Genomic DNA, 24,893 nt, shown 5'->3' with positions numbered 1-24,893 from the left:
CGGCCGGAATGAGCCGATAAAAAAAGCAGAGTGCGAATCACGAAAGAGGTGGCGGGGGAATGGACAAATACGTGGTGTTTCGCGTCGAGCGGGAACAGTACGCCGTCTCGATCGCGTATGTCGTCTCGATTGAGAAAATGACGGCGCCGACGGCCGTGCCGCATATGCCGGATTGTATGGCGGGCGTTGCGCGCATCCGCGGCGAGCTCGCGCCGGTGCTCGATATGCGAAAGCTTCTATATGGGAAAGCGATCGAGGAAACCGAGCAGACGCGTCTTGTCGTCGCCGCGGTCGACGGGTTGTCGGTGGCGTTTATCGTTGACGAAGCAAAGGAAATTGTCGATATTGAACCGGAAGCCATCAAACCGCTGCAGCTCGTATCCGCGGAGCGCACGCCGTATGTCGTCGGGATCGCGACGCTGCCGGAGCGGCTGCTCACGGTGCTGGATCCGCGCGTCTTGTTTGCCCATTTGGAAGAAGCGGACGCGATTCGCGAGCAAGTGGCCGCCGCCCAGGCCGCGGCCCAGGTCATCCAAGAGGAAGAGACGGTATAGGTGTTTGCCTATACCGTTTTTTCTTCCGCGCATATCCTAACCATGGAAATGAACTTCAACACATGAGAGGAGGCGCATTCCATGGTTCGACCGTTCGGTCCGTATATGGGCGGATTTTATCCGCCGTACGTTGGCGGCTACGGCTATCCTCCATACGGTTATCACCATCCTCATTGGCATGGAGGGTATGACGGCTATCATCACTTCCCGTATGGCGTGCCTTATGGTCATTACCCGTTTGGACCATACGGCTTCCCGCATTATGGAGGCTACTAAGCATGAGGGGCGTTACGCCCCTTTTCGCATGGACAGGTCAAGCAAAGTCCGTCGTGCCGCCTTGTTCCTAAATCGGTTTAGAAAAACTTGCAGGCAAGCGCAAACGTATGGTATGTTGTTTGATGAACAAACCAAAACGGAAAGGGACGTTGGACAATGGCGAAACAGCAAATCGGCGTCATCGGACTGGCGGTCATGGGGAAAAACTTGGCGCTCAACATCGAAAGCAAAGGCTATTCGGTGGCGGTGTACAACCGTTCGCGCGAAAAAACGGACGAGTTTTTGCAAGAAGCGAAAGGAAAAAACATTGTCGGTACATACAGCATCGAAGAATTCGTCAACGCCTTGGAAAAACCGCGGAAAATTTTGCTGATGGTGAAAGCGGGCGCGCCGACGGACGCGACGATCGAACAGCTGAAGCCGCATTTGGAAAAAGGCGATATTGTAATTGACGGCGGCAATACGTATTTTAAAGATACGCAGCGCCGCAACAAAGAACTCGCCGAACTTGGCATCCACTTTATTGGCACGGGCGTCTCGGGCGGCGAGGAAGGGGCGCTGAAAGGCCCGTCGATCATGCCAGGGGGCCAAAAAGAAGCGCATGAGCTCGTGCGCCCGATTTTTGAAGCCATCGCCGCCAAAGTCGACGGCGAACCGTGCACGACGTACATCGGTCCGGACGGCGCCGGGCATTATGTCAAAATGGTGCACAACGGCATCGAATACGGCGACATGCAGCTGATCGCTGAAGCGTACTTCTTGCTCAAACATGTGCTCGGCATGGATGCTGCAGAGCTGCACGAAGTGTTCGCCGACTGGAACAAAGGCGAGCTGAACAGCTACTTAATCGAGATCACGGCCGACATTTTCACGAAAATCGATGAAGAAACAGGCAAGCCGCTTGTCGACGTCATTTTGGACAAAGCCGGGCAAAAAGGGACGGGCAAATGGACGAGCCAAAACGCCCTCGATTTGGGCGTGCCGCTGCCGATCATCACGGAATCGGTGTTCGCCCGTTTCCTCTCGGCGATGAAAGACGAGCGCGTGAAAGCAAGCAAAGTGCTGGCAGGCCCAGCGGTGAAGCCGTTTGAAGGCGACCGCGCTCACTTCATCGAAGCGGTGCGCCGCGCGCTTTACATGAGCAAAATTTGCTCGTACGCCCAAGGATTTGCGCAAATGAAGGCGGCTTCTGAGGAATACAACTGGAACTTGCGCTACGGTGATATCGCCATGATCTTCCGCGGCGGCTGCATCATCCGCGCGCAATTTTTGCAAAAAATTAAAGAGGCGTACGACCGCGATCCGGCGCTTTCGAATTTGCTCTTGGATCCGTATTTCAAAGACATTGTCGAACGCTACCAAGACGCGCTCCGCGAAATCGTCGCCACCGCGGCGATGCGCGGCATTCCGGTGCCAGGATTCGCAAGCGCCCTCGCCTATTACGACAGCTACCGCACCGCGGTGCTCCCAGCCAACTTAATCCAAGCGCAGCGCGACTACTTCGGCGCCCACACGTACGAACGCGTTGACAAGGAAGGCATTTTCCATACGGAATGGTTGAAATAAGAAAAAAGCCCTTAGAGTCATTCACCACTCTAAGGGCTTTTCGTGTTCGATAAAGCTAAAATTCGTTCCGTCAACTGGAACTGCATCTTCAGAATGGGATGACCACTGATCGAGTGGGCGAACGTTGGAACGGTTTTGGTTCTTCCCTCACTCGCTACATCGTTTTAAAGCGCCTCGCGAATTAGCTTTTTGTAATAACGAACGGACAACACGCCAAACAGCGAATAGCAGACCGTGTAAATCGCCATCACCGTCAACATCGGCGTCCACAGTTCGGTGCCGAAAAAGAACCAGCCGGAACGGACGGCGAAATAGCTGTGAGATAATCCGAGCAGCAACGGAATGCCAAAGTAGAACAGCTGTTTCCGCCGAATGCCCCCGAGCAAGTCTTTTTCGGTGAATCCCAGTTTGCGCAAAATGGTGTAATTCGGCCGCTCTTCTTCGCCGGCGCCCATTTGCTTGAAGTAAAGAATGCAGCCGGATGTGACCAAAAAGGCGAGTCCTAAAAAGGTGACGACAAACATGATCAATCCGAACGTTTGCTTTCGGTGGCGGCTCATCATCAGGCGCGAATCGGCGATGGAGGAAAACTCCATGCGTTGAAACAACTGATCAGCCCGTTCAATATTTGTTTCGTCAGTCAGATGAATTCCGATATGCACCTTTTTCTTTTGTGGATCGGTTTCTTTTTGCAAACGATCAAACATAGCTTAGTGAGATCAACCCGATCGCGATGGCCGACACGGTCGTGATGATCGTCAGCAGCAACGCGTTCGATTTCATGCGAAACATGAGCGACGATCCCGATAGCACGTCGTTGATCGACAAATAGCCACCTTTTTGTTTTCGCCATAGGTGGAACAGAAAGCTGATCGTTCCTTTGAAAAATAAATAGGTGCCGATGATGACAGCGCCTAAAATGAACGCCATGGCCATGAATAATCCTTGAACACTCTTCCAGTCGCTGCTAAACAATTTCGTCGATATACCATAGCCGCTGCCGATGAGGATGATCCCCACCATCCCCACGACCATGTTCCATACGGATACGTGTTTTGCTTCGGTTGTGGATGTAGTGCGGAACAAGGATAAAATCGTCTGTTTTTTGAGAAACAAGCGGTTCATCCCCATCATGAGGACATCAATCACGCTGAACACAATCAACGTTTGCACCAATGCTCGTCCAGAAAAGGAGAGAGATGCCGCTAGCGGAATATCGATGATTTTAAACAAAATCATTATCAACAGCTTGGAAGCGGCAAATCCCACCAATATGCCGATGATCAGTGTGCCGTAATAAAGAATGACGTTTTCGGCCGCCAGCATCAAAAAGATGTTTCGTTTCGTCATGCCGATCAACTGCAAAAGAGCGATCTCATGGCTCCGACGCTTGATAAACAGGGCGTTGGCGTACAAAAGAAAGACGGCGACAATCACGATAAGAAGCACCGCGCCTGTGCGGACGGCCGCCGCGCCTTTCACTCCCCCTTTGATGGCATCAAGCGATGGATCGTACTGCAATGTCACGAACGCGAAATACAAGGCGGAAGCAAACATCAAGGCAAACACGTACAAATAATAATGTTGGATGTTTTGTTTCAAGTTGCGGAACAGGAGTTGCTTCATGCTCATGGTCGAACACCGCCCAGCACACCTTGCGTTTGCATAATGGCTTGGAAAAATTGCTGCCGCGTTTCCGTTCCTTTATACAGTTGCGTATACAATTGTCCGTCTTTGATAAAAACGACACGGCCTGAGAAACTGGCGGCGACCGGATCGTGGGTGACCATGATGATTGTCGTCTTCCGTTTTTTATTAAGTTGTTGCAGCTTGTGCAATAAATCGGAAGCCGATTTTGAATCGAGTGCGCCCGTCGGCTCATCGGCAAAAATGATGCTCGGTTCATGGATGAACGCCCGCGCCGCCGCAGCGCGCTGTTTTTGCCCACCAGAAATTTCGCTCGGATAGTGGTTTTGGATGTCAGTGATGCCAAGTTCAGCTGCCAATTCTGCAAATTTCTTTTCCGCTTCTCGCTTGGGCGTTTTCGTAATCGATAAAGGCAAAAGGACGTTCTCCTTCACCGTCAGCGTGTCAAGCAAATGATACTCTTGAAAGATGAATCCGACATGGCGTTTGCGAAATTCTGCCAGCTCTCGGTCTTTCATGGCGACGACGTTGTTTCCTTCGATGAAAATAGCGCCCTCGCTCACCCGGTCGATTGAGGAAAGAACGTTGAGGAGCGTCGTTTTCCCTGATCCAGAAGGCCCCATGATCGCGAGAAATTCCCCCTTCTCCACACGCAGATCGATGCCTTTGAGCACTTCTTGTAGGTTCTTTTTCGTTCCGTACGTTTTGTAGATGTTGGTTGCTTCCAATATGACCATCTCGTTTTCCCTCCTTCGTTTCTATCATAAGCAATGGGGTTGGTTTTTTCCTGCGTTTGGCCGAACAAAACGAAACCGCGTGTGACAAAATCGTCACATGCGGTGCGTGCGGATGATGTCATTTTCTTGTGGAAATAGGATCGTAAATGTCGTTCCGCGTCCGGGCGTGGATTCGACATGAAAGTCAAGAAGAAGCGGTTTGGCGGCTTTTTTCGCCAAATACAGCCCCATCCCCGTTGCCGCTTCATTTTGGTGTTCGGTGGTGGAGGTGAATCCTTTCTCGAAAATGCGCGGCAAGTCCTTTGGATCAATGCCCAAGCCGAAATCTTGAATTTGCAAGCGGGCATGGCCGTTTTTCATAAAGCTTTTCACGACAATGTCAGATGACTCGCTGTATTTCACCGCATTCGTGATGATTTGCCGGATGATAAAAGAAAGCCATTTGGCATCGCTTAGGACGGAGCGGACGTCCAATTGAAGGTCAAAGCCGATGCCTTTTTGCATACACCACGATTGCAGCGGTTTAATCTCATTGATGAGAAGCGGCTCAAGCTCGACTTGTTCGATATATAAGTCGTTTTCCATGTGTGGAAGCCGTCGTTGATGAAGTTGCTGATCAAGAAGCAGATGAATGCGCAGCCACTCGTACAAGAGTTGCGCTTTCGTGTTTTCGTCCCCGACCCGTTCGATGATGAGCCGCATGGCCGTCAGCGGCGTTTTCATTTCGTGAATCCATGACAACAGTTCATCTTTCTCTTGTTCCAACGTGGCGAGGTGTTCTTTCAGCTCCTGTTTCCATTGGTCCGTTTGGCTGGCGAGGACGCGTTCGACGATCTTCTCCAGTGGGCTTGCCGCCCGCAGGGCAGAGACGGGATCGAGGCCGCGCTCCCACTCTTGCAAACGTTGATAAAATGCCGTTTCTTTTTTCCAACGGATGATGACAAAGACAACAAAGATGATAGTCGTTAAAAAGACGATGTAAAGGATGGAGGAGAGCGGAATCGTCGGATCCAGATAAGCGACAAACAGGATGAACAGCTCCAGAAAGAGAAAGAGGGCCATCCAGCTTTTTCGTTCCCACAAATAGTCTTTGATCATCAGTGGCTCCCTTCTTCCGTAGCCATATAGCCTTGCCCAATTTTCGTTTCAATGAAGCGGCCCAAACCGAGTTCGTCGAGTTTTTTCCGCAGGCGGTTGACGTTGACGGTCAGCGTGTTGTCGCTGACAAACCGTTCGTCTTCCCATAGCCGTTTGATCAGCTCCGTCCGAGCAACGATCTGGTTTTTCTTGGCCAATAAATGTTTCAAAATCAACAGCTCGTTTTTCGTCAGCTCCACTGTTCCGTGTTCATTTGAGACTGTGCTTTTTTCGTAGTCGACCGTTGCCCCGCACCATGTTTGCAGCTGAACGGGTCCGGCATTGTAGTTGTACACGCGGCGGAGCAGCGCTTGGATTTTGGCGATCAGCACATCGAAATGAAACGGCTTTTGGATGTAATCATCAGCTCCAAGCTGCATCGACATGACCATATCAGTCGGGTGGTCGCGCGATGATAAAAACAAAATCGGGACGTTCGAATGAGCACGAATCTGGCGGCACCAGTGGAACCCGTCAAATTTCGGCAGCTGGATGTCGATGATCACCAAGTGCGGCTTGCAAGCAGAAAACTCTTCCATCACACGACCGAAATCGCGGATGCCGCAAACGTCGTACGACCATTGTTCCAAACGGGCTTTGATTTCTTGAAACAACGTCACATCATCTTCAATGAGCAAAATGTTCAACTTTGCCTCACCCCACTTGTTTCTATTGGGAGTTCCGTTTTCATTATATTTGTTTGACCGTTCGGGGGAAAGGAGGTTCAAAATGGAAAGCATGAAAATGTATTAGACAGCAAAGCGATGGCCGCTGTTCGTGATCGGCGGCAGTTGGTGCATGCGGCCGAACAGGGGGCGTATGGCAAAAAGAGCTTGAAGTGATGATCAACGGTGGGCTATCATGGATATTGAGGATGGATAAGGAATGGTCAAATGTCGGTGCTCGATTGTTTGAGCTATGCTATGCGCAAGGAATGTATAGGAATTAGCAATCATCGTTTGACGGGGGATTGGAATGGCGGGGAGATTTTTTACGGAAAGGCGCGCATCAATCCAGCCCAGCCCGGCGCATTGGTGGCCGCTGAATTTCCGGAGCCGCTGCGGGCGGCGAGCCGTCAATATATCATCACCAGCCGTGCCATTTATAACCGGGCAACAGGAACGAAAATCGCCGATTTGTCATCTGAAGCGTTGCTCGCAACGGCTGGAGATGATGGAATGATCTTCACGTATCGAAAAGTGGCTACGAACCATTATTTGATTAAGCAAAAACTGTCTCAATAAAATTGCCATTGCTGGGAGCGTTGGTGCTCTCCAAAGCGCATGAAACAGTTTTCACAACGTCTAGACGGGCTTCGTACCTCCGCCCGTCTCGTTTTATAAAGAAGCAAATATGTCATAATGAGGATGATGCCCAAGGGTGAATTTTCCAAGGCGTTCAATCACTGAAACACGTCTGTTCACAGATAGGAGGGTCTTTCCATGTCACAACAGCGTAAATCGATCATCCCCGACAACTTTTTATGGGGCGGAGCGGTGACGTCGTTTCAGACGGAAGGGGCGTGGAACGAAGGCGGCAAAGGGCTGTCGATCGTGGATGCGCGCCCGATTCCAAAAGGGCATTCCGACTGGAAAGTGGCGGTCGATTTTTACCATCGCTACAAAGAAGACATCGCGTTGTTCAAGGAGCTCGGCTTTACCGCCTACCGGACGAGCATCGCTTGGACGCGCATTTTTCCGGACGGGGAAGGGGAGCCGAATGAGGCGGGGTTGGCGTTTTATGACGCTGTGTTTGATGAATTGAGGGCGAACGGCATCGAGCCGGTCATTACGCTGTACCATTTCGACTTGCCGCTGGCTTTGGCGAGAAAATACAACGGCTTCGCATCAAGGAAAGTCGTCGACTTGTTTGAGCGGTACGCGCGCACCGTATTTGCGCGTTACCGCGGGAAAGTGAACTATTGGCTGACGTTCAACGAACAAAATTTAGTGCTCGAACAGCCGCATTTATGGGGGGCGATTGGGCCGGAAGACGAAGACCCGGAAGCGTTTGCCTACCGCGTCTGTCATAACGTGTTCATCGCCCACGCGAAAGCCGTGAAGGCGCTGCGCGAAATCGCTTCCGAGGCGAAGATCGGCGGGATGGTGACGTATTTGACAACGTATCCGGCGACATGCCGGCCGGAAGACGCTTTGGCGAACGTGCAGGCGAAAGAGCTGTTCCTTGATTTCTTCTTTGATGTGTTCGCCCGCGGCGCCTATCCGCGTTATGTGACCAACCGGCTTGAGAAAAAAGGAATCTGCCTGCCGCTCGAAGCGGGGGATGAGGAGTTGCTCCGTTCGCAGACGGTCGACTTTTTGTCGTTCAGCTACTATCAAAGCCAAATCGTCCGCCATCAGGAACAGGATGAGCGGATCATCAAAGGGCTTGAACCGAACCCGCACTTGCCAAAGACGAAATGGGGCTGGGCGATCGATCCGATCGGGTTGCGGATTGCCTTAAAAGACGTGTACGCCCGCTACCAGATGCCGATTTTCATCACCGAAAACGGCATCGGGCTTGAGGAGGAGCTGAATGAGAACGGAACGGTCGACGATGACGAGCGGATCGACTATCTGCGCCGCCATATCGAACAAATGAAGATGGCCATGGAAGAAGGGGTCGAGGTGATCGGCTATTTGATGTGGGGGGCGACGGATCTATTAAGCTCGCAAGGGGAGATGCGCAAGCGCTACGGCGTCATTTTCGTCAACCGCGACGACGAGAACTTGCGCGATTTGAAGCGCTATAAGAAAAAAAGCTTCTACTGGTTCCAGCGCGTCATTCGCACGAACGGGGAAGAGCTGTAAACAGAGGCGGGGAAGCCCCGCCTTTTCACCAGTTCTTTGGACGATCGTGGCGAATGTTCAATCGTTTCAAATATTTGCGAGCCACTTATTTTTCCTCCCCGTCTTTCAATTCCTCTGCTCCCATCGTCCGATATGCTTCATCTCGGATTTCCTCAACGGGGCGGAACGGATGATTGGTTTTGAGAATGCCGATTAATTGTGACAAGCGATATTTCTTCGTGACTTCCACTTTTATTTCTCCATCTTGGCTGACCATAAACGTCAGATCGTCTCCTTCGGTGAGGCCTAATGTTTTTCGGATTTCAACGGGAATCACCACTTGCCCTCGGCTAGACAGTTTGCTTGTCGCTTTCATGACGATAGGCGATGGTTGAGCAGAAACATTCCCCTTCTCCATCGATGCGTTCACTCCTTTCGAGAACGCTTTTTATACTTATGTTTGTGTTGAATCAATCATTAAAAATCGTATGATTTTTTGTCCAGCAAGAAACATGTGTGGTCAGCAACGATATGAGAACGGACGTTGAACGCCCTCTTGCCCCGTTCACACATAGACATGGGGTCTTCTTGAATGAGAATGAAAAAAAACGGTCCCATCAAGGGACCGGCTGTTTTTACGGCTCGCGGTCAAACAGCAAGACGCGCGCCGGGGCGGCGTCGGTGCCGACGAGTTTGAGCGGAGCGGCGACCATGAAATAGCGGCCTTCGGGGACATCTTTCAGCCGCAGCCCTTCGATGACGATGACACCGGCCGAAAACAGCGTTTTATGGGTCGGATGGCCTTCTTGCGCCCGTTCGATGCCAAGGGCGTCGATGCCGACGCCGCGGATCCGTTTGTCGGCTAGATACCGAGCCGCGTCTTCGGCGACGAAAATAAACTCAAAGTTAAATGCATCATCAAAGGAGTTTTTCGTTTTAAACAGAACGAAGTCGCCTTCTTGAATGTCAAGATGCGCGATGTCGTCTTTCGTGATCCGGTCGTTGACATCGGTTAAATCGAACAGCTTGCACGGGCCGACGAGGTCGTTCAATGGAATCGTTTCAAACGTCGCCCCGCCTTCGACCATATGAAGAGGGGCGTCAATGTGCGTGCCGGTGTGCACGTCCATGTCAATGCGCGATTCGGTCACATAGCCGTTGGTGACGGTGGTGCGCTTCGGTTGTTTTTCCGGTTTGTTTTTATACACGGGCATGCCCTCGTAAATCGGGGCGGTGACGTCATACACTTTCATCGTTCATTCGCTCCTTTGCCTAAGGGTCATGTTCGCTTGTCCAAAAAGGCGGCGGGCGCGAACCATTCGCCGTTATGGGCGCGGATGCTCGATCGGCCACCAGTGGAAGCCGTCTTGTTTGAGCAGCTCGTCCGCAGCCGCCGGGCCCATGGAGCCAGCCGCGTAGTTCGGAAAGTCGGAAGCTTTTGTGTTCGCCCACACCTCAGAAATTGGGTCGACAAATTGCCATGACGCTGCCACCTCGTCCCAATGGGTGAAGTTCGTCGCATCGCCGCGCATGCAGTCGTACAACAGCTTTTCGTACGCTTCGGGCGTGTTGATGCCGTCGATGCAGTTGTTGCAATAGTCGAGTTGAAATGGAGCTGTTATGGTCGTCGATTCCCCGGTTTTTTTGCCGTTTAAATGAAGGGTGATCCCTTCGTCCGGCTGGATGTGGATGACGAGCAAGTTCGGGGCGATCGTCTCATTCGTCCGGTAATACAAGTTCATCGGTACATCTTTAAATTGGACGACGATTTTTGTCGATTTTTCCGCCATCCGTTTGCCGGTGCGGATGTAAAACGGCACGCCGGCCCAGCGGAAGTTGTCGATCAAAAGTTTTCCGGCGACGAACGTTTCCGTGTTCGAGTTCGGATCGACGTTCGGCTCTTCGCGGTACGCCGGCACGTGTTTGCCGTGGATGGCTCCGCGTCCGTATTGGCCGCGCACGAAATAGCGGTCGACTTCATCGTGCGCAATCGGGCGCAAGGCGCGCAACACTTTCACTTTTTCATGGCGGATGTCATCGGTCGTTAATTTGATCGGCGGTTCCATCGCCAACAGAGCGACCATTTGCAGCATATGGTTTTGCACCATGTCGCGCAGCGCCCCGGAATGGTCGTAGTAGCGGCCGCGGTCTTCGACGCCGAGCGTTTCGCTTGATGTGATTTGAATGTTGGCGATGAACCGGTTGTTCCAAAGCGGCTCGAAAATGGCGTTTGAAAAGCGGATGACCTCGATGTTTTGCACCATTTCTTTGCCAAGATAATGGTCGATCCGGTAGATTTCCCGCTCGGAAAAGACGCGGCGAATCTCGTCATTCAGCTTCTCGGCGCTCGCCAAGTCATGCCCGAACGGCTTTTCGATGACGAGCCGCTTAAAGCCGCGCGTTTCCGTCAATCCTTCCGACTGCAAGCGGGAAGTAACGGTGCCGAAAAATTCCGGCGCCATTGCCAAATAAAAGATGCGGTTGCCTTCGGTCTCGTATGTGCCGTCGAGCTGTTCGAGGAGCGACTTTAAGCGCTGGTACGACTCGGCTTCCGTCACGTCGAACGGATGGTAATAGAAATGGGAGGTGAATCGGCCGTCGGCGAGCTTTTGGTGAAACGCCGTTTCGACCGAGTCGCGCACATAATTCCGGAACTCTTCGGCCGACAACGGGCGGCGCGCGACGCCGACGACAGCGAATTGCTCATGCAAATGCCCTTTTTCATACAAGCGGTAAAGGGACGGAAACAGTTTCCGTTTCGCCAAATCTCCCGTCGCTCCGAAAATGACGATGATCGATTTCGGGTTCATGTTGTCCACCGTATGTACCTCGCTTTAGCCAAATTTGTCTCTTCAATGAAACCATTGTAGAGGTTTGCCGGTCGGAACGCAAACACTTTGTTGCATTCCGGCGGCAAAGCGTTTTATGTTCATGAAAGAGCCGGGCGCCAACCCGGCGTTTTTGAGCGCAAAAGAAAGTTGAAAAGCCGTTTTGACATTGGTACGCTAACAACAGGCAATGTTGAGCGAGAAAAAGGAGTGAAGCGCGTTGGAACTGTTGTTTTTAGGCACGGGTGCCGGCGTGCCGGCCAAAGAGCGCAACGTATCGTCCGTCGCCCTGCAGCTGCTTGACGAGCGGGGGCGACATGGCTGTTTGACTGCGGCGAAGCGACGCAGCATCAAATTTTGCATACCGCCATTCGCCCGCGCCGCATCGAGCATATTTTTATTACGCACTTGCATGGCGATCATCTGTTTGGTCTACCTGGGCTGCTTGGCAGTCGCTCGTTCCAAAGCGGCGAGACGCCGCTTACGGTCTTCGGTCCAAAAGGCATTCGCGCGTTTGTCGAAACGGCCCTTGCCGTCAGCGGGACAAAGCTCCGGTATGAACTGAACATTGTGGAGATCGATGAGGGCGTCATTTTTGACGATGAACGGTTTTTCGTCATCGCCAAACGGCTCGATCACGGCATGCCGTCATACGGTTTCCGCGTCGTTGAAAAAGATTTGCCCGGCCCGCTCTTGGTCGAGCGATTGCAAGCACTCGGCGTCCGCCCCGGCCCGATTTATCAAGAAATTAAGCAAGGAAAAACGGTCGTGCTGGATGACGGCACGGTCATCGACGGGCGCGAATTTGTCGGGCCGCCGCAAAAGGGGAGAATCGTCGCGGTGCTCGGCGACACCCGTTTTTGCGAAGCGGCGATTGAACTCGCCCGCGATGCCGATGTCGTCGTCCACGAGGCGACGTTTGCCGCGGCGGAACAGCGGCTGGCCCGTGACTATTTCCATTCCACGACCACAGACGCAGCCGAGGTGGCGAGGCGGGCCGGAGCGAAGCGGCTTATTTTGACCCATATCAGCTCTCGCTATCAAGGTGCGGCGGCGCTGCGGCTCGTCGCCGAAGCGCGGAAGGTGTTTCCGAACACCGATCTCGCCGCTGATTTCGCCTCATTTTCGATTTCGCGCGGTTAAAACCGCCAGCCGCGCTCGTATTGGACGGGTGCGTCGATTTTGACGCCGAGCTCCTGCGCTGCGGCGTATGGCCAGTATGGGTTGCGCAGCAGCTCGCGCCCCAAAAAGACGAGGTCGGCGCGGCCGTTATGCACAATTTCTTCCGCCTGCCAGCCGGATGTAATGAGCCCGACGGCGCCGGTCGGCACGTCCGCTTCGCGGCGGATCAGTTCGGCAAACGGCACTTGATAGCCCGGATAGACGTCAATGCGCGCCGGAACAACAGCGCCGGAACTGACGTCAACAAGGTCGACGCCTTGCTCTTTCATCCGTTTGGCGTATGGAACATAGTCTTTTGCTGTCAGTCCTTCCGGGTGATAGTCGGACGCTGAGATGCGCACAAACAGCGGCCCGTCCCATACCTCGCGGACAGCGTCAATCACGTCACCCAAGAAACGGTAACGGTTTTCCGGAGAGCCGCCGTACTCGTCTTGGCGCCGGTTGGAGAGCGGCGATAAAAATTCGTTAATCAGGTAGCCGTGGGCGGCATGGATTTCAATAACGTCAAAGCCGGCTTCTTTTGCCCTCCGCGCCCCGTTTTGGAACGCCTGCACCGTTTCTTCGATGTCGGCTTTCGTCATTTCTTTTGGCGTCGGCGACGAATCATCAAACGGGATGGCTGACGGAGCGATGATCTCTCCCGGCACTTGCGATTTTCTTCCGGCGTGGGCAAGCTGGATGCCGATGGCGGCTCCATGCTCTTTCACAAGCCCAACGAGTTCGCGAAGCCCGGCGATATGGTCATCGCTCCAAATGCCTAAATCGCGTTCAGAAATGCGGCCTTGCGGCGTCACGCCGGTCGCCTCGACGATAATCAAGCCGACTTGGCCGACGGCGCGAGCCGGGTAGTGGATTTTGTGCCACGTGCGTACGGCGCCGTCTTTCGTGTCGCACGAATACATGCACATCGGCGACATGACAATTCGGTTTTTCAGCGTCAGCCCGCGGATCGTATACGGCGAAAACAATACCGTGTTCATGACAAGCAGCTCCTTTCTAAGCCAATGAGTGGTTCATGACTGATGATAGCACGCTGCCTGTCAAAAACAAAGTGAAACGGACTGTTTTGCCTGAGCCGGACGGTGGAAAAGCCGCGGCCCTGTTAACATGGTCTGTTTTGGGTAAAGATGGGCTTATGCGGTTGTGTCATGTGCGAAATTCGAGTTTCCGTTATGCGAAACCAAAAAAATCTTCCATAACCGGATGAAAAGGTTCGTTTGTTTCCTTGTTCATTGCGCCCGGTTTTGCCGAAACTTCCCCGCCCATCCGCCGTGCGGGGGCGGCGCGCTCCGGAGGTCCGCTCTTTACGCTTCGGCGATGGCAGCGAGAAGAGCGCTGCCGAGCTCTTCGGAGCGGGCCGTCGCCCGCCGGATGCAGGCGATGACCGCTTCTTGGAACCGGTATTGCTCAAGCACGCCAATGCCGGCTTCGGTCGTGCCGCCTGGACTTGTCACTTCGCGGCGCAAGACGGATGGATGTTTGTCGGACGCTTTTAGCATCTCGGCTGCGCCGATGATCGTTTGCAAAATGAGCCGTTTGGCGACATCTCGCTCAAGGCCGATGTCGGCCGCCGCTTTTTCCATCGCTTCGACCAAGTAATACACATACGCCGGACCGCTTCCGGACAGGCCGGTGACCGCATGCAAGTCCTTCTCCGGCACAACAGCGACGATGCCGACCGTTTCAAACAGCTGTTTGGCGACCTCAAGATGTTCTTTCGCGGCGAAGCGGCCGCCGGCGATCGCGGTCGCCGATAAGCCGACGGCGGCGGATGTGTTTGGCATGGCGCGCACGACAGGGATGTTGCGTCCGGCGAGCCGTTCGATCGTCTCGGTCGTGATGCCGGCGAGCAGTGAAAGAATGAGCTGATGGGCGCGGAGGGTCGGTGCGATGGCGTTCATCGCTTCGACGACATCTTTCGGCTTCATCGCCAAAATGATGATATCCGCTTGTTTGACGGCTTCTTGCGCGCAACCCGCCGTGCAAACACCGTATTGGCGCGCCAGCTCCTCGAGCCGAGCGCGGTTTTGTCGGTTGGCAACGACAATGTGCGACGGATGGCAAAACGCTTTCGTCATGCCGGCGATGAGCGCTTCCGCCATCGAGCCGGCGCCGATGAGCGCGATCGTTCGTTCGTTGTTCATCATTCCACTCCTCCTTGCCTTGGTGTATCCATCCAAAAGAAAAAGGTTTCCCGTCCTGCAAAAGGACGGAAAACCTTCGTTTCCGCGGTACCACCTTTTTTGGCCCGATTTGGCCCAAGCGCCAAACAGGCCCGACTCTGCCCCGATAACGCCGGGGAGGCGTTTAGGTTGGCCTAACAGCTCCTAGGGTAGGTTCAACCGCAAAGAGGGCCGCAAAGCCTTCCAGCCGCGGGCTTCGCTCTCTGGTGCCGTTTGCGGTTTACTGGCCCTGTTCATCGCCGGTTTGCCGTATCCGTGATGTTATTAGTCATTATGCCGCGGGACAGGCGCTGTTGTCAAGAGAGGAGAGCGAATTTTTTTGCAATTTCGTCGTGCGGAAGAAAAAGGCATGACAAATGGATGAAATCGGTGTAAACTGTAAAATAAAATATAATGAATCACTATTCATTTCGACTGATGAAACGGTTCGAACGGGATGGTTCATGAACTTGAGGAAAGAAGGGAACGCAATGAACGAGGAACGAGTGTATCGGATCACGGTGCCGACGCCGTTTCCGGTCGGCGATGTGCATATGTACGTGATCGCCGGCGATCGGTTGACACTGGTCGATGCCGGAGTGAAAACAGAGGAAGCATGGCAGCTGTTTGTGAAGCAGCTTGGCGAGGTCGGTTATGCGCCAGAGGATATTGAACAAATCGTCATTACTCATCATCATCCGGATCATGTCGGCTTGCTTGATTATTTTCCGCATGCGCCGATCATCGGCCATCCGAAAGCGGATCCGTTTTTGCGCCGTGAACGTTCGTTTATGGAGCGGTACGTCCAATTTTTTCAGGAATTTTTTACGGAATGCGGCGTCGACCGCCGTTTGTTCAGTCAGCTGTCCAAAGAAGGCGGATCGCTTCGATACGCAAGCCGGCGCGGGCTTGACATCATGGTGACGGAAGGGGACGCGGTGCCGGAGATGCCCGGATGGCAGGTCATCGAAACGCCGGGGCATGCGCAAAGTCATATCGCCCTCTACCGCGAGGCGGATGGGTTGCTGATCGGCGGCGATCATTTGCTTGTTCATATTTCCCCGAATCCAATGATGGAGCCGCCGGCGGAAGGGGAGACGGGACGGCCGAAACCGTTGTTGCAGTACAACGAGTCGCTGCAAAAAATGCTGCAATACGATATCGTTCGCTCGCTAAACGGCCATGGCGACGATGCGACCGATATTCCGGCGCTCGTTCGCGAGCGGCTGGGTAAGCAGCGCCAGCGCGCCGAGCGGGTGCTCGAAATGGTGAAAGAACGCCCGCATACGGTGTTTGACGTTTGTCAAAAGCTGTTTCCCACCGCTTACGAACGCCAGCTCATGCTGACGATGTCGGAGACAATCGGCCAGCTTGATTATCTCGAGGCGAACGGGTATGTGACGAAAAAACAGGAAGCCGGCCGATACGTTTACGAAGCGGCGGGGGTGTCGGTGTGCGGCTGAAGGGGCGCCATGTCGTCATTACCGGAGCGTCGGGAGGAATCGGCGAGCAAATCGCCTATGAAGCGGCGCGCCAAGGGGCGGTGCCGGTGCTCTTGGCGCGCAGTGAAGAAAGGCTGAAAGAAATCAGCGCGCGGATCGAAGCGCAAACCGGCATTCGCGCCCCGTATGCATCGCTTGATGTCAGCGACCGCGGCATGATCGAGGCGGTCGTTTCCCAGCTCATTGCGGACCTTGGCGCGATCGATGTGTTGGTCAACAACGCCGGGTTTGGCGTCTTTCGCTATGTCGAGGACATCGACTTGGATGAAATGGAGAGGATGTTTGCCGTCAATGTCTTCGGCCTCATCGCCTGCACGAAGGCGGTGTATCCGCATATGAAAGAACGCCGAAGCGGCCACATTCTCAATATCGCCTCGCAAGCCGGCAAAATCGCGACGCCGAAGTCGAGCGTCTATTCCGCGACGAAACACGCGGTCGTTGGCTTTACCGACAGCCTCCGCCTCGAGGCGGGGCGCTTTGGCGTTTTTGTCACGACCGTCAATCCGGGGCCGGTGGAGACAAACTTTTTTTCGACCGCTGATGAATCGGGAGAGTATGTGCGCAATGTCTCGCGTTGGATGTTAAGGCCGGAGGCGGTGGCGAAGCGCGTTGTTGCCGCGATGATGACGCCAACGCGCGAAGTGAACATGCCGCGCTGGATGGATCTCGGCAGCCGGCTGTATCGCCTTGCGCCGGGTTTGGTGGAAAAGGTGGCGAAACGGGCGTTTTTCCAAAAGTAAGTCAAAGAAGCGGGTCCGAAAACGGTCATGTTGTTTGATCGTTTTGCGTCTATGGAATACGAGAGGGTGTCCCGAGCTTGTGGGACACCCTTTCACAATCGCAGCGCCGCTTTTCTTTCTCATTAGGGGCATTTGACACAAGTCGGGTCAAGAACCGGCGATGAACCGGTAGACGGCGTCATGGACAAGTTCATAGATGTCCGCGTTTGGCTGCCTCTCTTTGGCGGCGGCAATGCGGGCGCAAAGCTCGCGCCAGTCGTCTTCGTCAAGCGGCATCATGTCATCATCGTAGCCGTAATGCCGCAGACAGTTGCGCGCTTGTTTTTGCAGCCAACGTTCATTCATCGATTTCACCGTCCGTTATAAAACTTAGGAAAAGACGTCCTTGCCTGTTGGCTGGGAAGAAACGGCCGTTCGTTACGATTCGCTCGATTCCGGCGACGGGGCACGGACGACCGATTGGAATCGGCCTTTATGTGAACCGTCACAAAACGGTTTATTGTTCGACAGCCCGCACCGACAGAGCGAAAACGTTTGTTTCGTCACAAACGGCTTTCCTTCTCCATCGAGCAGTTCCACATCGCCGGTGACGCGCAGCGAACCGTTGTCATTCACTTTGATTTGCACGTTTGCCATCGCTTGTTCCTCCTTTGCTTTGACAGTTTCGCGTGTTGGCAGGTAAAATGAAAAGGAAAATCAATAAGGAAAAAGGAGTCAGGCATGAGTGTATCGATCACGTTTACGGATGCAGCCAAACGGGCGCTTGCCTCTATTGTAGCGCAATCCGAACGGCAGTTAAAGCTGGCGTTTGACACGGACGGCTGCGGCTGTTTGGTCGACGGCGTGCCGGCGCTATGGCTTGTCGACAAGGCCGATGACGATGATTGGGCCGTCGAAACGAATTTCGTGCCGGTGCTCGTGGAACGGTCGCGGCTCATCTTTTTTGATGAAGCGATGACGATTGACGTCAAGCCGGGAACGACCGTTTTTCAGCTCAAAAGCCCAGGGCAAACGTTGAATGGTCATATGCCGCTTGTTGAGGTGAAATCCGGCGATGAACGGTAAGTTAGAGCAGCTCGCAAAGACGGCGAAGCAAAAAACATGGGTGTCGTTCACCCATGAAAACGATCCGTACAGCTTGCTTCATTGGTCGGTCGCCGGCCCGTATCATGAGGCGAAAGACGTCTGGCTGCTGCAAAACGAAATGACGTTTGAAACGAAAGAGTTTCCGACGCTTGAGGCGGCCATTGCTTGGCTTGGCGAGCATATGCCGCACATCACCGAGGTGTTGTAAAGGGGCCGCCCCTAACCCGTTTCGGTCGGGGGCGCCCCTTTCCATCGTTAGAAGCCGTGTTTTGCGCCGAATGGCGCTTTCCAATGTTATTGCGGACTGTTTTGCCGCTTGGTCGGGTGGGTTGCTTTTTCCAGCTCTTCTTTTGCGATCACCGGCTTGACCGTATCAGCGGACGGTTTTCCTTTTTGGGCGCGGTTTTTCGCCATCCATCATCTCTCCTTTTCTTTGTCGTGTAGTTGTATCGTTTGACAAATGAACGATTGTTATGCAAGGGGGCGGACATGATGAAGAAGATCGGGCGAAAAAAAGAGCAAGGGACGGAGGCCTTGACGATCGCCGACCGGCTTGGCGCCGCGGTGGAAGCGAAGCTGCTTGAGAAAAAGCGGGTGCTTGCCGAGGAAGAACAGCGGCGTCGGGCGGCAGAGGAAGCGCGCCGCCGCGAGGAACAGAAATCGTTTGCCGAGCTGCTTGAGGAAAGCGAGCTAGACTGGCGGAAATTTAAGTAGCGGAGGGGATGGACGATGAAATCGAATGCGGCAGCGGCGCGCCCCTCTTCTTTTCCATTCTGGACGGCCGGAGCAGTCGTCGCGTTGGCCGTCAATTTGCGCGCGCCGCTTACGACGGTCGGCCCGCTCGTGCCTGATTTGCAGCGGGGGCTTGGCCTTTCCTACGCGGCCGCCGGGGCGTTGACGACAATTCCGCTTATGGCGTTCGCCTTGCTGGCGCCGGCGGCAGCGGCTCTCGCCCGCCGGTTCGGGATGAAGCGGACGCTCTTTTTTTCGTTGATCGTTTTGCTCGTTGGCGAGCTTCTCCGGCCGCTCTCCGACAGTTCTTGGCTGTTTGCCGGCACGGTGCTGATCGGTGCGGCCATTGCAGTGGACAACGTCTTGATGCCGGCGCTGGTGAAAGAATCGTTTCCTGAACGAGTAGGCTTCATGATGGGCATTTATACAGTGACGATGAACATGAGCGCGGCGTTCGCTTCCGGGATCGCCGTTCCGCTTGCGGATGACTGGGGGCTTGGCTGGCAAGGGGCGTTTCGCTTTTGGGCTTTGTTTGCGGTGTTGGCGCTTTTCGTTTGGCTGCCGCAAGCGCGCGGCCGGGAGCCGGACGGCGCGCCGTCCGGAAGCCGCCGCTCAACGCTTTGGCGGTCATGGCTCGCCTGGCAAGTGACGTTGTTTATGGGATTGCAATCGTTTTTCTTTTACTGCGTCGTCACTTGGCTTCCGGAGCTTGGACAAAGCAAGGGGTTGGCCGCCGGGGCGGCCGGATGGCTGCTCTTTTTCTTTCAGTTTGCCCAGCTGCCGATGATGTTCGTCTCTCCGATGCTCGCGGAGCGGATGGACAATCAAAAGGTGCTGATTGGTTCAGCTGTGCTTTGCATGGGAGCTGGGACGCTTGTCTTTTTCGGCGGGCAAGGGTGGTGGCTGTGGGCGGGGGCGCTTGTTGCCGGCATCGGCGCCGGCATGGCGTTTTCGCTGGCGATGATGCTGTTTACGCTGCGGACGCGCCATCCGCTCGCCGCCGCCCAATTGTCCGCCATGGCGCAATCGGTCGGCTACTTGCTTGCCGCTTCCGGTCCGCCGTTGTTTGGCGTATTGTATGATGCGGCCGGACGGTTTACCGCTCCGCTTGGCATGTTGTTGGTCGTTTGTGCGGCCATGATGGCGTTCGGGTTGGGGGCGGCGAGGAATCGGTATGTGGAAGAGGATGGATCGACTTTTGTGGGAGCGGCCGGTCCATTTGGAAAAAAGAGCCCGTAACGGACATTGGCAGCCGTCGGGCTCTTTTGGTTTGTTTTTTCGTTTTGCCTCTTGTCAGCGCCATGGCCGCCGGCAAGTTCAGTGACGCACATAGGCAGGGAATAGAGGCTGCGGCCTGCGGTTGTTGCTGGCTTCGCCGGCAATAGGCGTCGGAATGAAGCACGATGGCGATTCCGGCGCTTATCGGTGCGCTTCATACACCGAGCGTTTTGTCGTTTGTTTCAGCCATTCGTATTCGTCGCGACCAAGCGGCGGGGCTGACGCAGCGGCGACGTTTTCCTCAAGCTGTTCAAGGCGGCTGGCGCCCGGGATGACAGCGGCAACAACGGGATCGTAAAGACAAAATTGCAGAGCGGTGGCGGTCAATGAGCGGTGTTTTTCGCTTTTTTCCTTCAGCTTCGGGATGAGCGCCTGCAGTTCTTCATACGAATAATCGAGGTAGCCGTGTTGTTTCACCGCGCTGCCCGCCTGCTCAAGCGGGCGGCTCGTGAGCAAGCCTTTTGCGACCGGGCCGCGGGCGATCACGCTGATGTTGTGTTCGCGAAGAAGCGGGAACCATTCTTCCGGGCGGCGGTCAAGCAAGCTGTATTGCATCATGACGCTGACGATGTTCGAGCGCTTCACATATTCGCGAATGACGTTTGGGCGGATCGAGGAGATGCCGTACCAACGGATGACGCCTTCTTGCTTCAGCTCTTCGAACGCTTCAATCGTCTCATCGATCGGGTCGTCGATCGTGCCGCCGTGGAGCTGGTATAAGTCAATGTAGTCCGTTTGCAGGCGGCGCAGGCTTTCTTTGACCGCTTGTTTGATATAGGCTTTTGACGGATCCCAGTCCCAGCCGCTGCCATCCGGCCGCCAACGGTTGCCGACTTTTGTCGCGATGATGACTTGGCCGCGTTTTCCTTTCACCGCTTTGCCGACAAATTCCTCGTTTAAGCCGCGGTCGTATAAATCGGCTGTATCCAAGTAGTTGATGCCGCGCTCCAATGCTTCATGGATGAGATAGATGGCATGGTTTTCATCCGTGCCGAGCGACATGCAGCCAAGGCCGATTTCGCTCACATACAAGTCCGATGTGCCGATGCGGCGTTTGTTCATGTTTTGCGCCTCCTTTCGCGATCGATGATGATATGTTCATTGTACAACGGAAGCGAAAAAATGGCCAAACATGTAGTACAATGGAAAAGAATCGATCCAATTTGATAGGGGAGAATGAACATGGAGCTGTATGAAAAAACGATCCGCAGAGAGAAGCTGTTCAGCGGCCGCATTATTGAGTTGTATGTGGAGGAAGTGGAGCTGCCAAACGGGCAGAAAAGCCGGCGCGAGGTGGTCAAGCACCCGGGCGCGGTGGCGGTGCTGCCGCTGTTGCCGGATGGGAAAATCGTTCTTGTCCGCCAGTACCGAAAAGCGCTCGAGCGCGCATTGGTCGAGATCCCGGCGGGCAAGCTAGAACAAGGAGAGGAGCCGCTCGCTTCCGCACACCGCGAGCTCGAAGAAGAAACTGGCTACCGCGCCCAATCGATGCGCCATCTCATTTCTTTTTATACATCCCCTGGGTTTGCCGATGAGCTCATTCATTTGTATGTCGCCGAGGGGCTGGAACAAGTGGAGGACGGCGCCGGTTTGGATGAGGACGAGTTCGTCGAATTGCTGGAAGTGACATTGGAGGAGGCGCTTCATATGCTGGAACGACGTGAAATTTATGACGCCAAAACGGCGTACGCTTTGCAATATTTGCAGCTGCGCCGCGCGTTGGGGGGGCAAAATGCCTGATCAAACACACGCGGGCGGCCTCGGCCGTTATTACGCTGATTTACATATTCACATCGGCCGCACCGCCTCGGGCCGCCCGGTGAAAATTACCGGAGCGCGGACGTTGACGTTTGAGAACATCTTGCATGAGGCGGCTGAGGTGAAAGGGATCGACCTCGTCGGTGTCATTGACAGCCATGTGCCCGAAGTGCTGGACGAGCTCGAGCGGGCAATGGAGAAGCACGGTTGGCGCGAACATGAGGAAGGCGGCGTCAGCGCCGGGAAGGTGACGCTTTTGTTAGGCAGTGAAATCGAAGTATATGACGACCATTGCCATGGACCGATCCACGTGCTCGTTTTTTTGCCGACTGTGCAGACGATGCGCACGTTTTCCGGCTGGCTTGGCAAACGGGTAAAGAACGTGTCGCTCAGTTCACAGCGCATTTACGTGTCCGGCCGTGAACTGCAAGCTGCCGCGAAAGAGCAGGGCGGCTGGTTCATTCCCGCGCACGCGTTCACCCCGTTTAAAAGCTTGTACGGAAAAGGGGTCAAGCACAGCCTGACAGAAGTGTTTGACCCGGATTGGATTGATGCCATTGAACTTGGGTTAAGCGCCGACACGGCGATGGCCGACCAGATCGCCGAATTGCATCGCTACCCGTACTTGACGAATTCCGATGCCCATTCGCTGCGGAAAATCGCCCGTGAATATGAAGAAGTGCGGCTCGCCGCCCCGACGTTTGCCGAATTTGAAAAAGCGCTGCGCGGTGAAGACGGGCGCGCGATTGTCGCCAACTACGGATTAAACCCGAAGCTTGGAAAATACCATCAAACCGTTTGCGAACGCTGCTTTGCACCGGTTGAACCGGAAGCCGGCCGCTGTGCGGCGTGCGGCCATCATCGTGTCGTGAAAGGCGTGTTTGACCGGCTGGCGGAGCTGAAAACGGCGGAACGCAGGCCGAAACGGCCGCCATACATTTATCAAGTGCCGCTTGAATTCATCCCCGGCCTCGGCCCAAGGGCGTATGAAAAGCTGCTCGCCCGTTTTGGCACGGAAATGCGCGTTCTTCATGAGGCGGCGGAGGAAGAGATCGCGGAGACGGTCGGAGAAAAATTGGCCCGGCTGATCGTCCTTGCCCGCAGCGGTGCGCTCTATATCGAGGCCGGGGGCGGTGGGAGATACGGGAAAGTGCGGGAGGGGTAACCACTCGGGCAGCGCTCCTGCCGTTCATCATCATGCCGTGCGTGCTGCTTGGCCCAGCCCAGCCATGCGCCAATGGACCGAGGCGGCGTGCCGCCCGTGAAGTTGGTCACACGTCGGTGTTGAGCTGCTTTTTCATTCCATCACCAGCCTTTTAGAAAAACAGTCATACCGAAAGCGGATGGACATACAATCTACTAAGAGACAAAGTAGGAGGACGAAGCACAATGAGAACCCATCCGCTGAAATCGGCTATCGCTGTCCATTGGCGTGAACATGCTTCGCTGTATGTGTTTGTCATCGTCCTGTTTCTCATGGGCGTCATTTTCGGCGCCATTGTCGTCAACAGCCTCGGTTTCAGTCAAAAGCAAGACTTGTACTATTACTTGACGCAATTTTTTGGACAAGTGTCAAAAGACAATATCGCAAGCGCCCATGATATGTTCCGGCAAAGCTATATGCACAACGTCAAATATACCGCGCTGATGTGGGTGCTTGGCATTTCTGTCATTGGCTTGCCGATCATTCTTGTTTTGCTGTTTTTCAAAGGCGTCGTCGTCGGCTTTACGGTTGGCTTTTTAGTCAACCAAATGGGTTGGCGCGGGTTTCTTTTGTCGTTTGTGTCCATCATGCCGCAAAATTTGGTGGCCATTCCACTCATGATCGTCATGGGCGTCATTTCGATTTCGTTTTCCTTGCACATGGTGCGCAACCAGTTTATGAAGCGGCCGCATGGATCGATGTTTCCGATGGTGATGCGCTACGCAGCGGCGATGGCGGCTGTCGCCCTTGGATTGCTTCTTTCCTCAGCGGTCGAGGCATATCTTTCGCCGGCATTGATGAAACAGGCGGTTCAATGGACAATGAGTTTAATCATAATGAATATTATATAATAACCATTATCATTTCTTCATAATAGTGATTTTACTTTGATACTTCCCTCGTGCATTTGTTATAATGATGGGTGAATGGCGAGGGAGGAATGAAAAGATGGAAGATCGTGTGGAACGAATCAAGAAGCAGCTGCATTCGGCGGGTTACAAGTTAACGCCGCAGCGGGAAGCGACGGTAAGAGTCCTGCTTGAACATGAAGAAGACCATTTAAGCGCGGAAGACGTCTACCTCCTCGTGAAAGAAAAATCCCCAGAAATCGGGTTGGCGACCGTTTACCGGACGCTCGAGCTGTTAACCGAGCTGAAAATTGTCGATAAAATCAATTTCGGGGACGGGGTGTCGCGCTATGACCTCCGCAAGGAAGGAGCGGCCCATTTCCATCACCACCTCATCTGCTTGGAATGCGGATCGGTGGCGGAAATTCAAGAAGATTTGCTTGAGGATGTCGAAGCGATTGTTGAGGAGAAGTGGAAATTTAAAATTAAAGACCATCGTTTGACGTTCCACGGCATTTGTCACCGTTGCCAGCAAAAGCATGAAGAAAAATAAAAACCTTTTCCAACGGGAAAGGTTTTTTGCGTATAAACAACGAAACAAATGGCATATCCTCATACTAGCAAGCTGACAAGCAGCGGATAGGGAGGATGCCATGAAAACCGTTTGGCAAATGGTGAAAGTGTTTCTTTTATTTACGGGATGCACCATTTTATTTTATTATAGTCTTGTATGGTTTAACCGCGAGTACGAGTATTACCACCGATACGATGAGCCGAAGGGATCGGCGGTCAAAGTATCGGCGGCGGAGAGTGCGCCGCCAAGTTGGCTCGACCGGCTGTTATTTTTTTATCGCGATGGGGAGTAGA

The 24,893-nt window shown here is 54.1% G+C and carries 27 protein-coding genes and 2 pseudogenes; 17 read left to right on the top strand and 12 right to left on the bottom strand.

Annotation, left to right across the window (positions count from 1 at the left end):
• Window positions 1–59: 59 nt before the first annotated feature.
• From A0V43_RS09660 to gndA, 3 genes are all read left to right on the top strand, one after another.
• Complete coding sequence (locus A0V43_RS09660; RefSeq protein ID WP_011231828.1) at window positions 60–554, top strand: chemotaxis protein CheW; 495 nt, start codon at window positions 60–62, stop codon at window positions 552–554.
• An 81-nt stretch (window positions 555–635) separates the two neighbouring features.
• Window positions 636–830 (top strand): hypothetical protein, encoded by a 195-nt coding sequence (locus tag A0V43_RS09655; protein ID WP_011231827.1) that lies wholly within the window; start codon window positions 636–638, stop codon window positions 828–830.
• A gap of 156 nt (window positions 831–986) precedes the next feature.
• A complete protein-coding gene (gndA, locus tag A0V43_RS09650; protein ID WP_011231826.1) occupies window positions 987–2,396 on the top strand; it encodes an NADP-dependent phosphogluconate dehydrogenase in 1,410 nt (469 codons plus the stop codon).
• A gap of 164 nt (window positions 2,397–2,560) precedes the next feature.
• Here the strand turns inward: gndA and A0V43_RS09645 are convergent.
• The 4 genes and pseudogenes from A0V43_RS09645 to A0V43_RS09630 form a co-directional block, all read right to left on the bottom strand.
• A pseudogene (locus A0V43_RS09645) lies at window positions 2,561–4,028 on the bottom strand (FtsX-like permease family protein).
• A complete protein-coding gene (locus tag A0V43_RS09640) occupies window positions 4,025–4,780 on the bottom strand; it encodes an ABC transporter ATP-binding protein (protein ID WP_015375338.1) in 756 nt (251 codons plus the stop codon). The pseudogene A0V43_RS09645 and the gene A0V43_RS09640 overlap by 4 nt, the downstream one beginning before the upstream one ends.
• A 93-nt stretch (window positions 4,781–4,873) precedes the next feature.
• Window positions 4,874–5,878, bottom strand: coding sequence for a sensor histidine kinase (locus tag A0V43_RS09635; protein WP_049624858.1), 1,005 nt, complete (start codon window positions 5,876–5,878; stop codon window positions 4,874–4,876).
• Complete coding sequence (locus A0V43_RS09630) at window positions 5,878–6,564, bottom strand: response regulator transcription factor (RefSeq protein WP_015375336.1); 687 nt, start codon at window positions 6,562–6,564, stop codon at window positions 5,878–5,880. Before A0V43_RS09630 ends, A0V43_RS09635 begins: the two co-directional genes overlap by 1 nt.
• Window positions 6,565–6,810: 246 nt before the next feature.
• On the opposite strand from A0V43_RS09630, the gene A0V43_RS09625 reads away from it, so the two are divergent.
• Entirely contained in the window at window positions 6,811–7,161 is a 351-nt protein-coding gene (locus tag A0V43_RS09625) for a hypothetical protein (protein ID WP_236930792.1), read from the top strand.
• A gap of 198 nt (window positions 7,162–7,359) precedes the next feature.
• Window positions 7,360–8,727 carry a glycoside hydrolase family 1 protein gene (locus A0V43_RS09620; RefSeq protein ID WP_063192998.1) on the top strand — a complete coding sequence of 456 codons (1,368 nt, stop codon included), beginning with the start codon at window positions 7,360–7,362 and terminating at the stop codon, window positions 8,725–8,727.
• A gap of 85 nt (window positions 8,728–8,812) precedes the next feature.
• Here A0V43_RS09620 and A0V43_RS09615 read toward each other — a convergent pair whose 3' ends face one another.
• From A0V43_RS09615 to zwf, 3 genes are all read right to left on the bottom strand, one after another.
• Window positions 8,813–9,124, bottom strand: a complete 312-nt coding sequence (locus A0V43_RS09615; protein WP_063192997.1) for an AbrB/MazE/SpoVT family DNA-binding domain-containing protein — start codon at window positions 9,122–9,124, stop codon at window positions 8,813–8,815.
• Between the two features lie 217 nt (window positions 9,125–9,341).
• Window positions 9,342–9,959, bottom strand: a complete 618-nt coding sequence (locus A0V43_RS09610; RefSeq protein ID WP_063192996.1) for a cyclase family protein — start codon at window positions 9,957–9,959, stop codon at window positions 9,342–9,344.
• A gap of 72 nt (window positions 9,960–10,031) precedes the next feature.
• A complete protein-coding gene (gene zwf / locus A0V43_RS09605) occupies window positions 10,032–11,516 on the bottom strand; it encodes a glucose-6-phosphate dehydrogenase (protein WP_442899722.1) in 1,485 nt (494 codons plus the stop codon).
• A 238-nt stretch (window positions 11,517–11,754) separates the two neighbouring features.
• On the opposite strand from zwf, the pseudogene rnz reads away from it, so the two are divergent.
• Window positions 11,755–12,677, top strand: a pseudogene (rnz, locus tag A0V43_RS09600) (ribonuclease Z).
• Here the strand turns inward: rnz and namA are convergent.
• Both namA and proI read right to left on the bottom strand, forming a co-directional pair.
• A complete protein-coding gene (gene namA, locus A0V43_RS09595) occupies window positions 12,674–13,696 on the bottom strand; it encodes an NADPH dehydrogenase NamA (protein WP_033025797.1) in 1,023 nt (340 codons plus the stop codon). The pseudogene rnz and the gene namA overlap by 4 nt on opposite strands.
• A gap of 324 nt (window positions 13,697–14,020) precedes the next feature.
• On the bottom strand, window positions 14,021–14,860 hold the full coding sequence (gene proI, locus A0V43_RS09590) for a pyrroline-5-carboxylate reductase ProI (protein WP_063193851.1): 840 nt from the start codon (window positions 14,858–14,860) through the stop codon (window positions 14,021–14,023).
• Between the two features lie 509 nt (window positions 14,861–15,369).
• On the opposite strand from proI, the gene A0V43_RS09585 reads away from it, so the two are divergent.
• Together A0V43_RS09585 and A0V43_RS09580 are read left to right on the top strand one after the other, a co-directional pair.
• A complete protein-coding gene (locus A0V43_RS09585) occupies window positions 15,370–16,341 on the top strand; it encodes an MBL fold metallo-hydrolase (RefSeq protein ID WP_063193850.1) in 972 nt (323 codons plus the stop codon).
• Complete coding sequence (locus A0V43_RS09580) at window positions 16,332–17,120, top strand: SDR family NAD(P)-dependent oxidoreductase (protein WP_063192994.1); 789 nt, start codon at window positions 16,332–16,334, stop codon at window positions 17,118–17,120. Before A0V43_RS09585 ends, A0V43_RS09580 begins: the two co-directional genes overlap by 10 nt.
• A gap of 147 nt (window positions 17,121–17,267) precedes the next feature.
• Here the strand turns inward: A0V43_RS09580 and A0V43_RS09575 are convergent, their stop codons facing one another.
• Together A0V43_RS09575 and A0V43_RS09570 are read right to left on the bottom strand one after the other, a co-directional pair.
• Window positions 17,268–17,465, bottom strand: coding sequence for a YqzH family protein (locus A0V43_RS09575; protein WP_015375328.1), 198 nt, complete (start codon window positions 17,463–17,465; stop codon window positions 17,268–17,270).
• 72 nt (window positions 17,466–17,537) lie between these two features.
• Window positions 17,538–17,756, bottom strand: coding sequence for a CDGSH iron-sulfur domain-containing protein (locus A0V43_RS09570; RefSeq protein ID WP_012820666.1), 219 nt, complete (start codon window positions 17,754–17,756; stop codon window positions 17,538–17,540).
• An 84-nt stretch (window positions 17,757–17,840) separates the two neighbouring features.
• Here A0V43_RS09570 and A0V43_RS09565 point away from each other — a divergent pair, with 84 nt between their 5' ends.
• The 4 genes from A0V43_RS09565 (at window position 17,841) to A0V43_RS09550 (ending at window position 20,177) form a co-directional block, all read left to right on the top strand.
• A complete protein-coding gene (locus A0V43_RS09565) occupies window positions 17,841–18,185 on the top strand; it encodes an iron-sulfur cluster biosynthesis family protein (protein WP_015375327.1) in 345 nt (114 codons plus the stop codon).
• Entirely contained in the window at window positions 18,175–18,414 is a 240-nt protein-coding gene (locus A0V43_RS09560) for a YqkC family protein (RefSeq protein WP_033009050.1), read from the top strand. The genes A0V43_RS09565 and A0V43_RS09560 overlap by 11 nt, the downstream gene beginning before the upstream one ends.
• Window positions 18,415–18,695: 281 nt before the next feature.
• On the top strand, window positions 18,696–18,920 hold the full coding sequence (locus tag A0V43_RS09555; RefSeq protein WP_063192993.1) for a DUF3886 domain-containing protein: 225 nt from the start codon (window positions 18,696–18,698) through the stop codon (window positions 18,918–18,920).
• Window positions 18,921–18,935: 15 nt separating this feature from the next.
• Complete coding sequence (locus tag A0V43_RS09550; RefSeq protein ID WP_063192992.1) at window positions 18,936–20,177, top strand: CynX/NimT family MFS transporter; 1,242 nt, start codon at window positions 18,936–18,938, stop codon at window positions 20,175–20,177.
• 180 nt (window positions 20,178–20,357) lie between these two features.
• Here A0V43_RS09550 and A0V43_RS09545 read toward each other — a convergent pair whose 3' ends face one another.
• A complete protein-coding gene (locus A0V43_RS09545; RefSeq protein WP_063192991.1) occupies window positions 20,358–21,278 on the bottom strand; it encodes an aldo/keto reductase in 921 nt (306 codons plus the stop codon).
• Window positions 21,279–21,398: 120 nt separating this feature from the next.
• On the opposite strand from A0V43_RS09545, the gene A0V43_RS09540 reads away from it, so the two are divergent.
• From A0V43_RS09540 to A0V43_RS09520, 5 genes are all read left to right on the top strand, one after another.
• Window positions 21,399–21,956: an NUDIX domain-containing protein gene (locus tag A0V43_RS09540; RefSeq protein WP_063192990.1), complete on the top strand. Its 558-nt coding sequence runs from the start codon at window positions 21,399–21,401 to the stop codon at window positions 21,954–21,956.
• Window positions 21,949–23,139, top strand: a complete 1,191-nt coding sequence (locus tag A0V43_RS09535; RefSeq protein WP_063192989.1) for a TIGR00375 family protein — start codon at window positions 21,949–21,951, stop codon at window positions 23,137–23,139. The genes A0V43_RS09540 and A0V43_RS09535 overlap by 8 nt, the downstream gene beginning before the upstream one ends.
• Before the next feature lie 224 nt (window positions 23,140–23,363).
• Window positions 23,364–24,029: a stage II sporulation protein M gene (gene spoIIM, locus A0V43_RS09530; protein WP_013144830.1), complete on the top strand. Its 666-nt coding sequence runs from the start codon at window positions 23,364–23,366 to the stop codon at window positions 24,027–24,029.
• A 97-nt stretch (window positions 24,030–24,126) separates the two neighbouring features.
• The gene (fur, locus tag A0V43_RS09525; RefSeq protein WP_011231799.1) at window positions 24,127–24,579 is read left to right on the top strand and encodes a ferric iron uptake transcriptional regulator; all 453 of its coding nucleotides are present in this window, start codon (window positions 24,127–24,129) and stop codon (window positions 24,577–24,579) included.
• A 100-nt stretch (window positions 24,580–24,679) separates the two neighbouring features.
• Window positions 24,680–24,892, top strand: a complete 213-nt coding sequence (locus tag A0V43_RS09520; RefSeq protein WP_011231798.1) for a YqzK family protein — start codon at window positions 24,680–24,682, stop codon at window positions 24,890–24,892.
• Window position 24,893 lies beyond the last annotated feature (1 nt).

This window comes from Geobacillus sp. JS12 (assembly GCF_001592395.1).
In the GTDB taxonomy this organism is placed as follows: domain Bacteria; phylum Bacillota; class Bacilli; order Bacillales; family Anoxybacillaceae; genus Geobacillus; species Geobacillus zalihae.
Note: the sequence above shows the minus strand (reverse complement) of the source record. Positions and strands in the feature narration are given on the sequence as shown.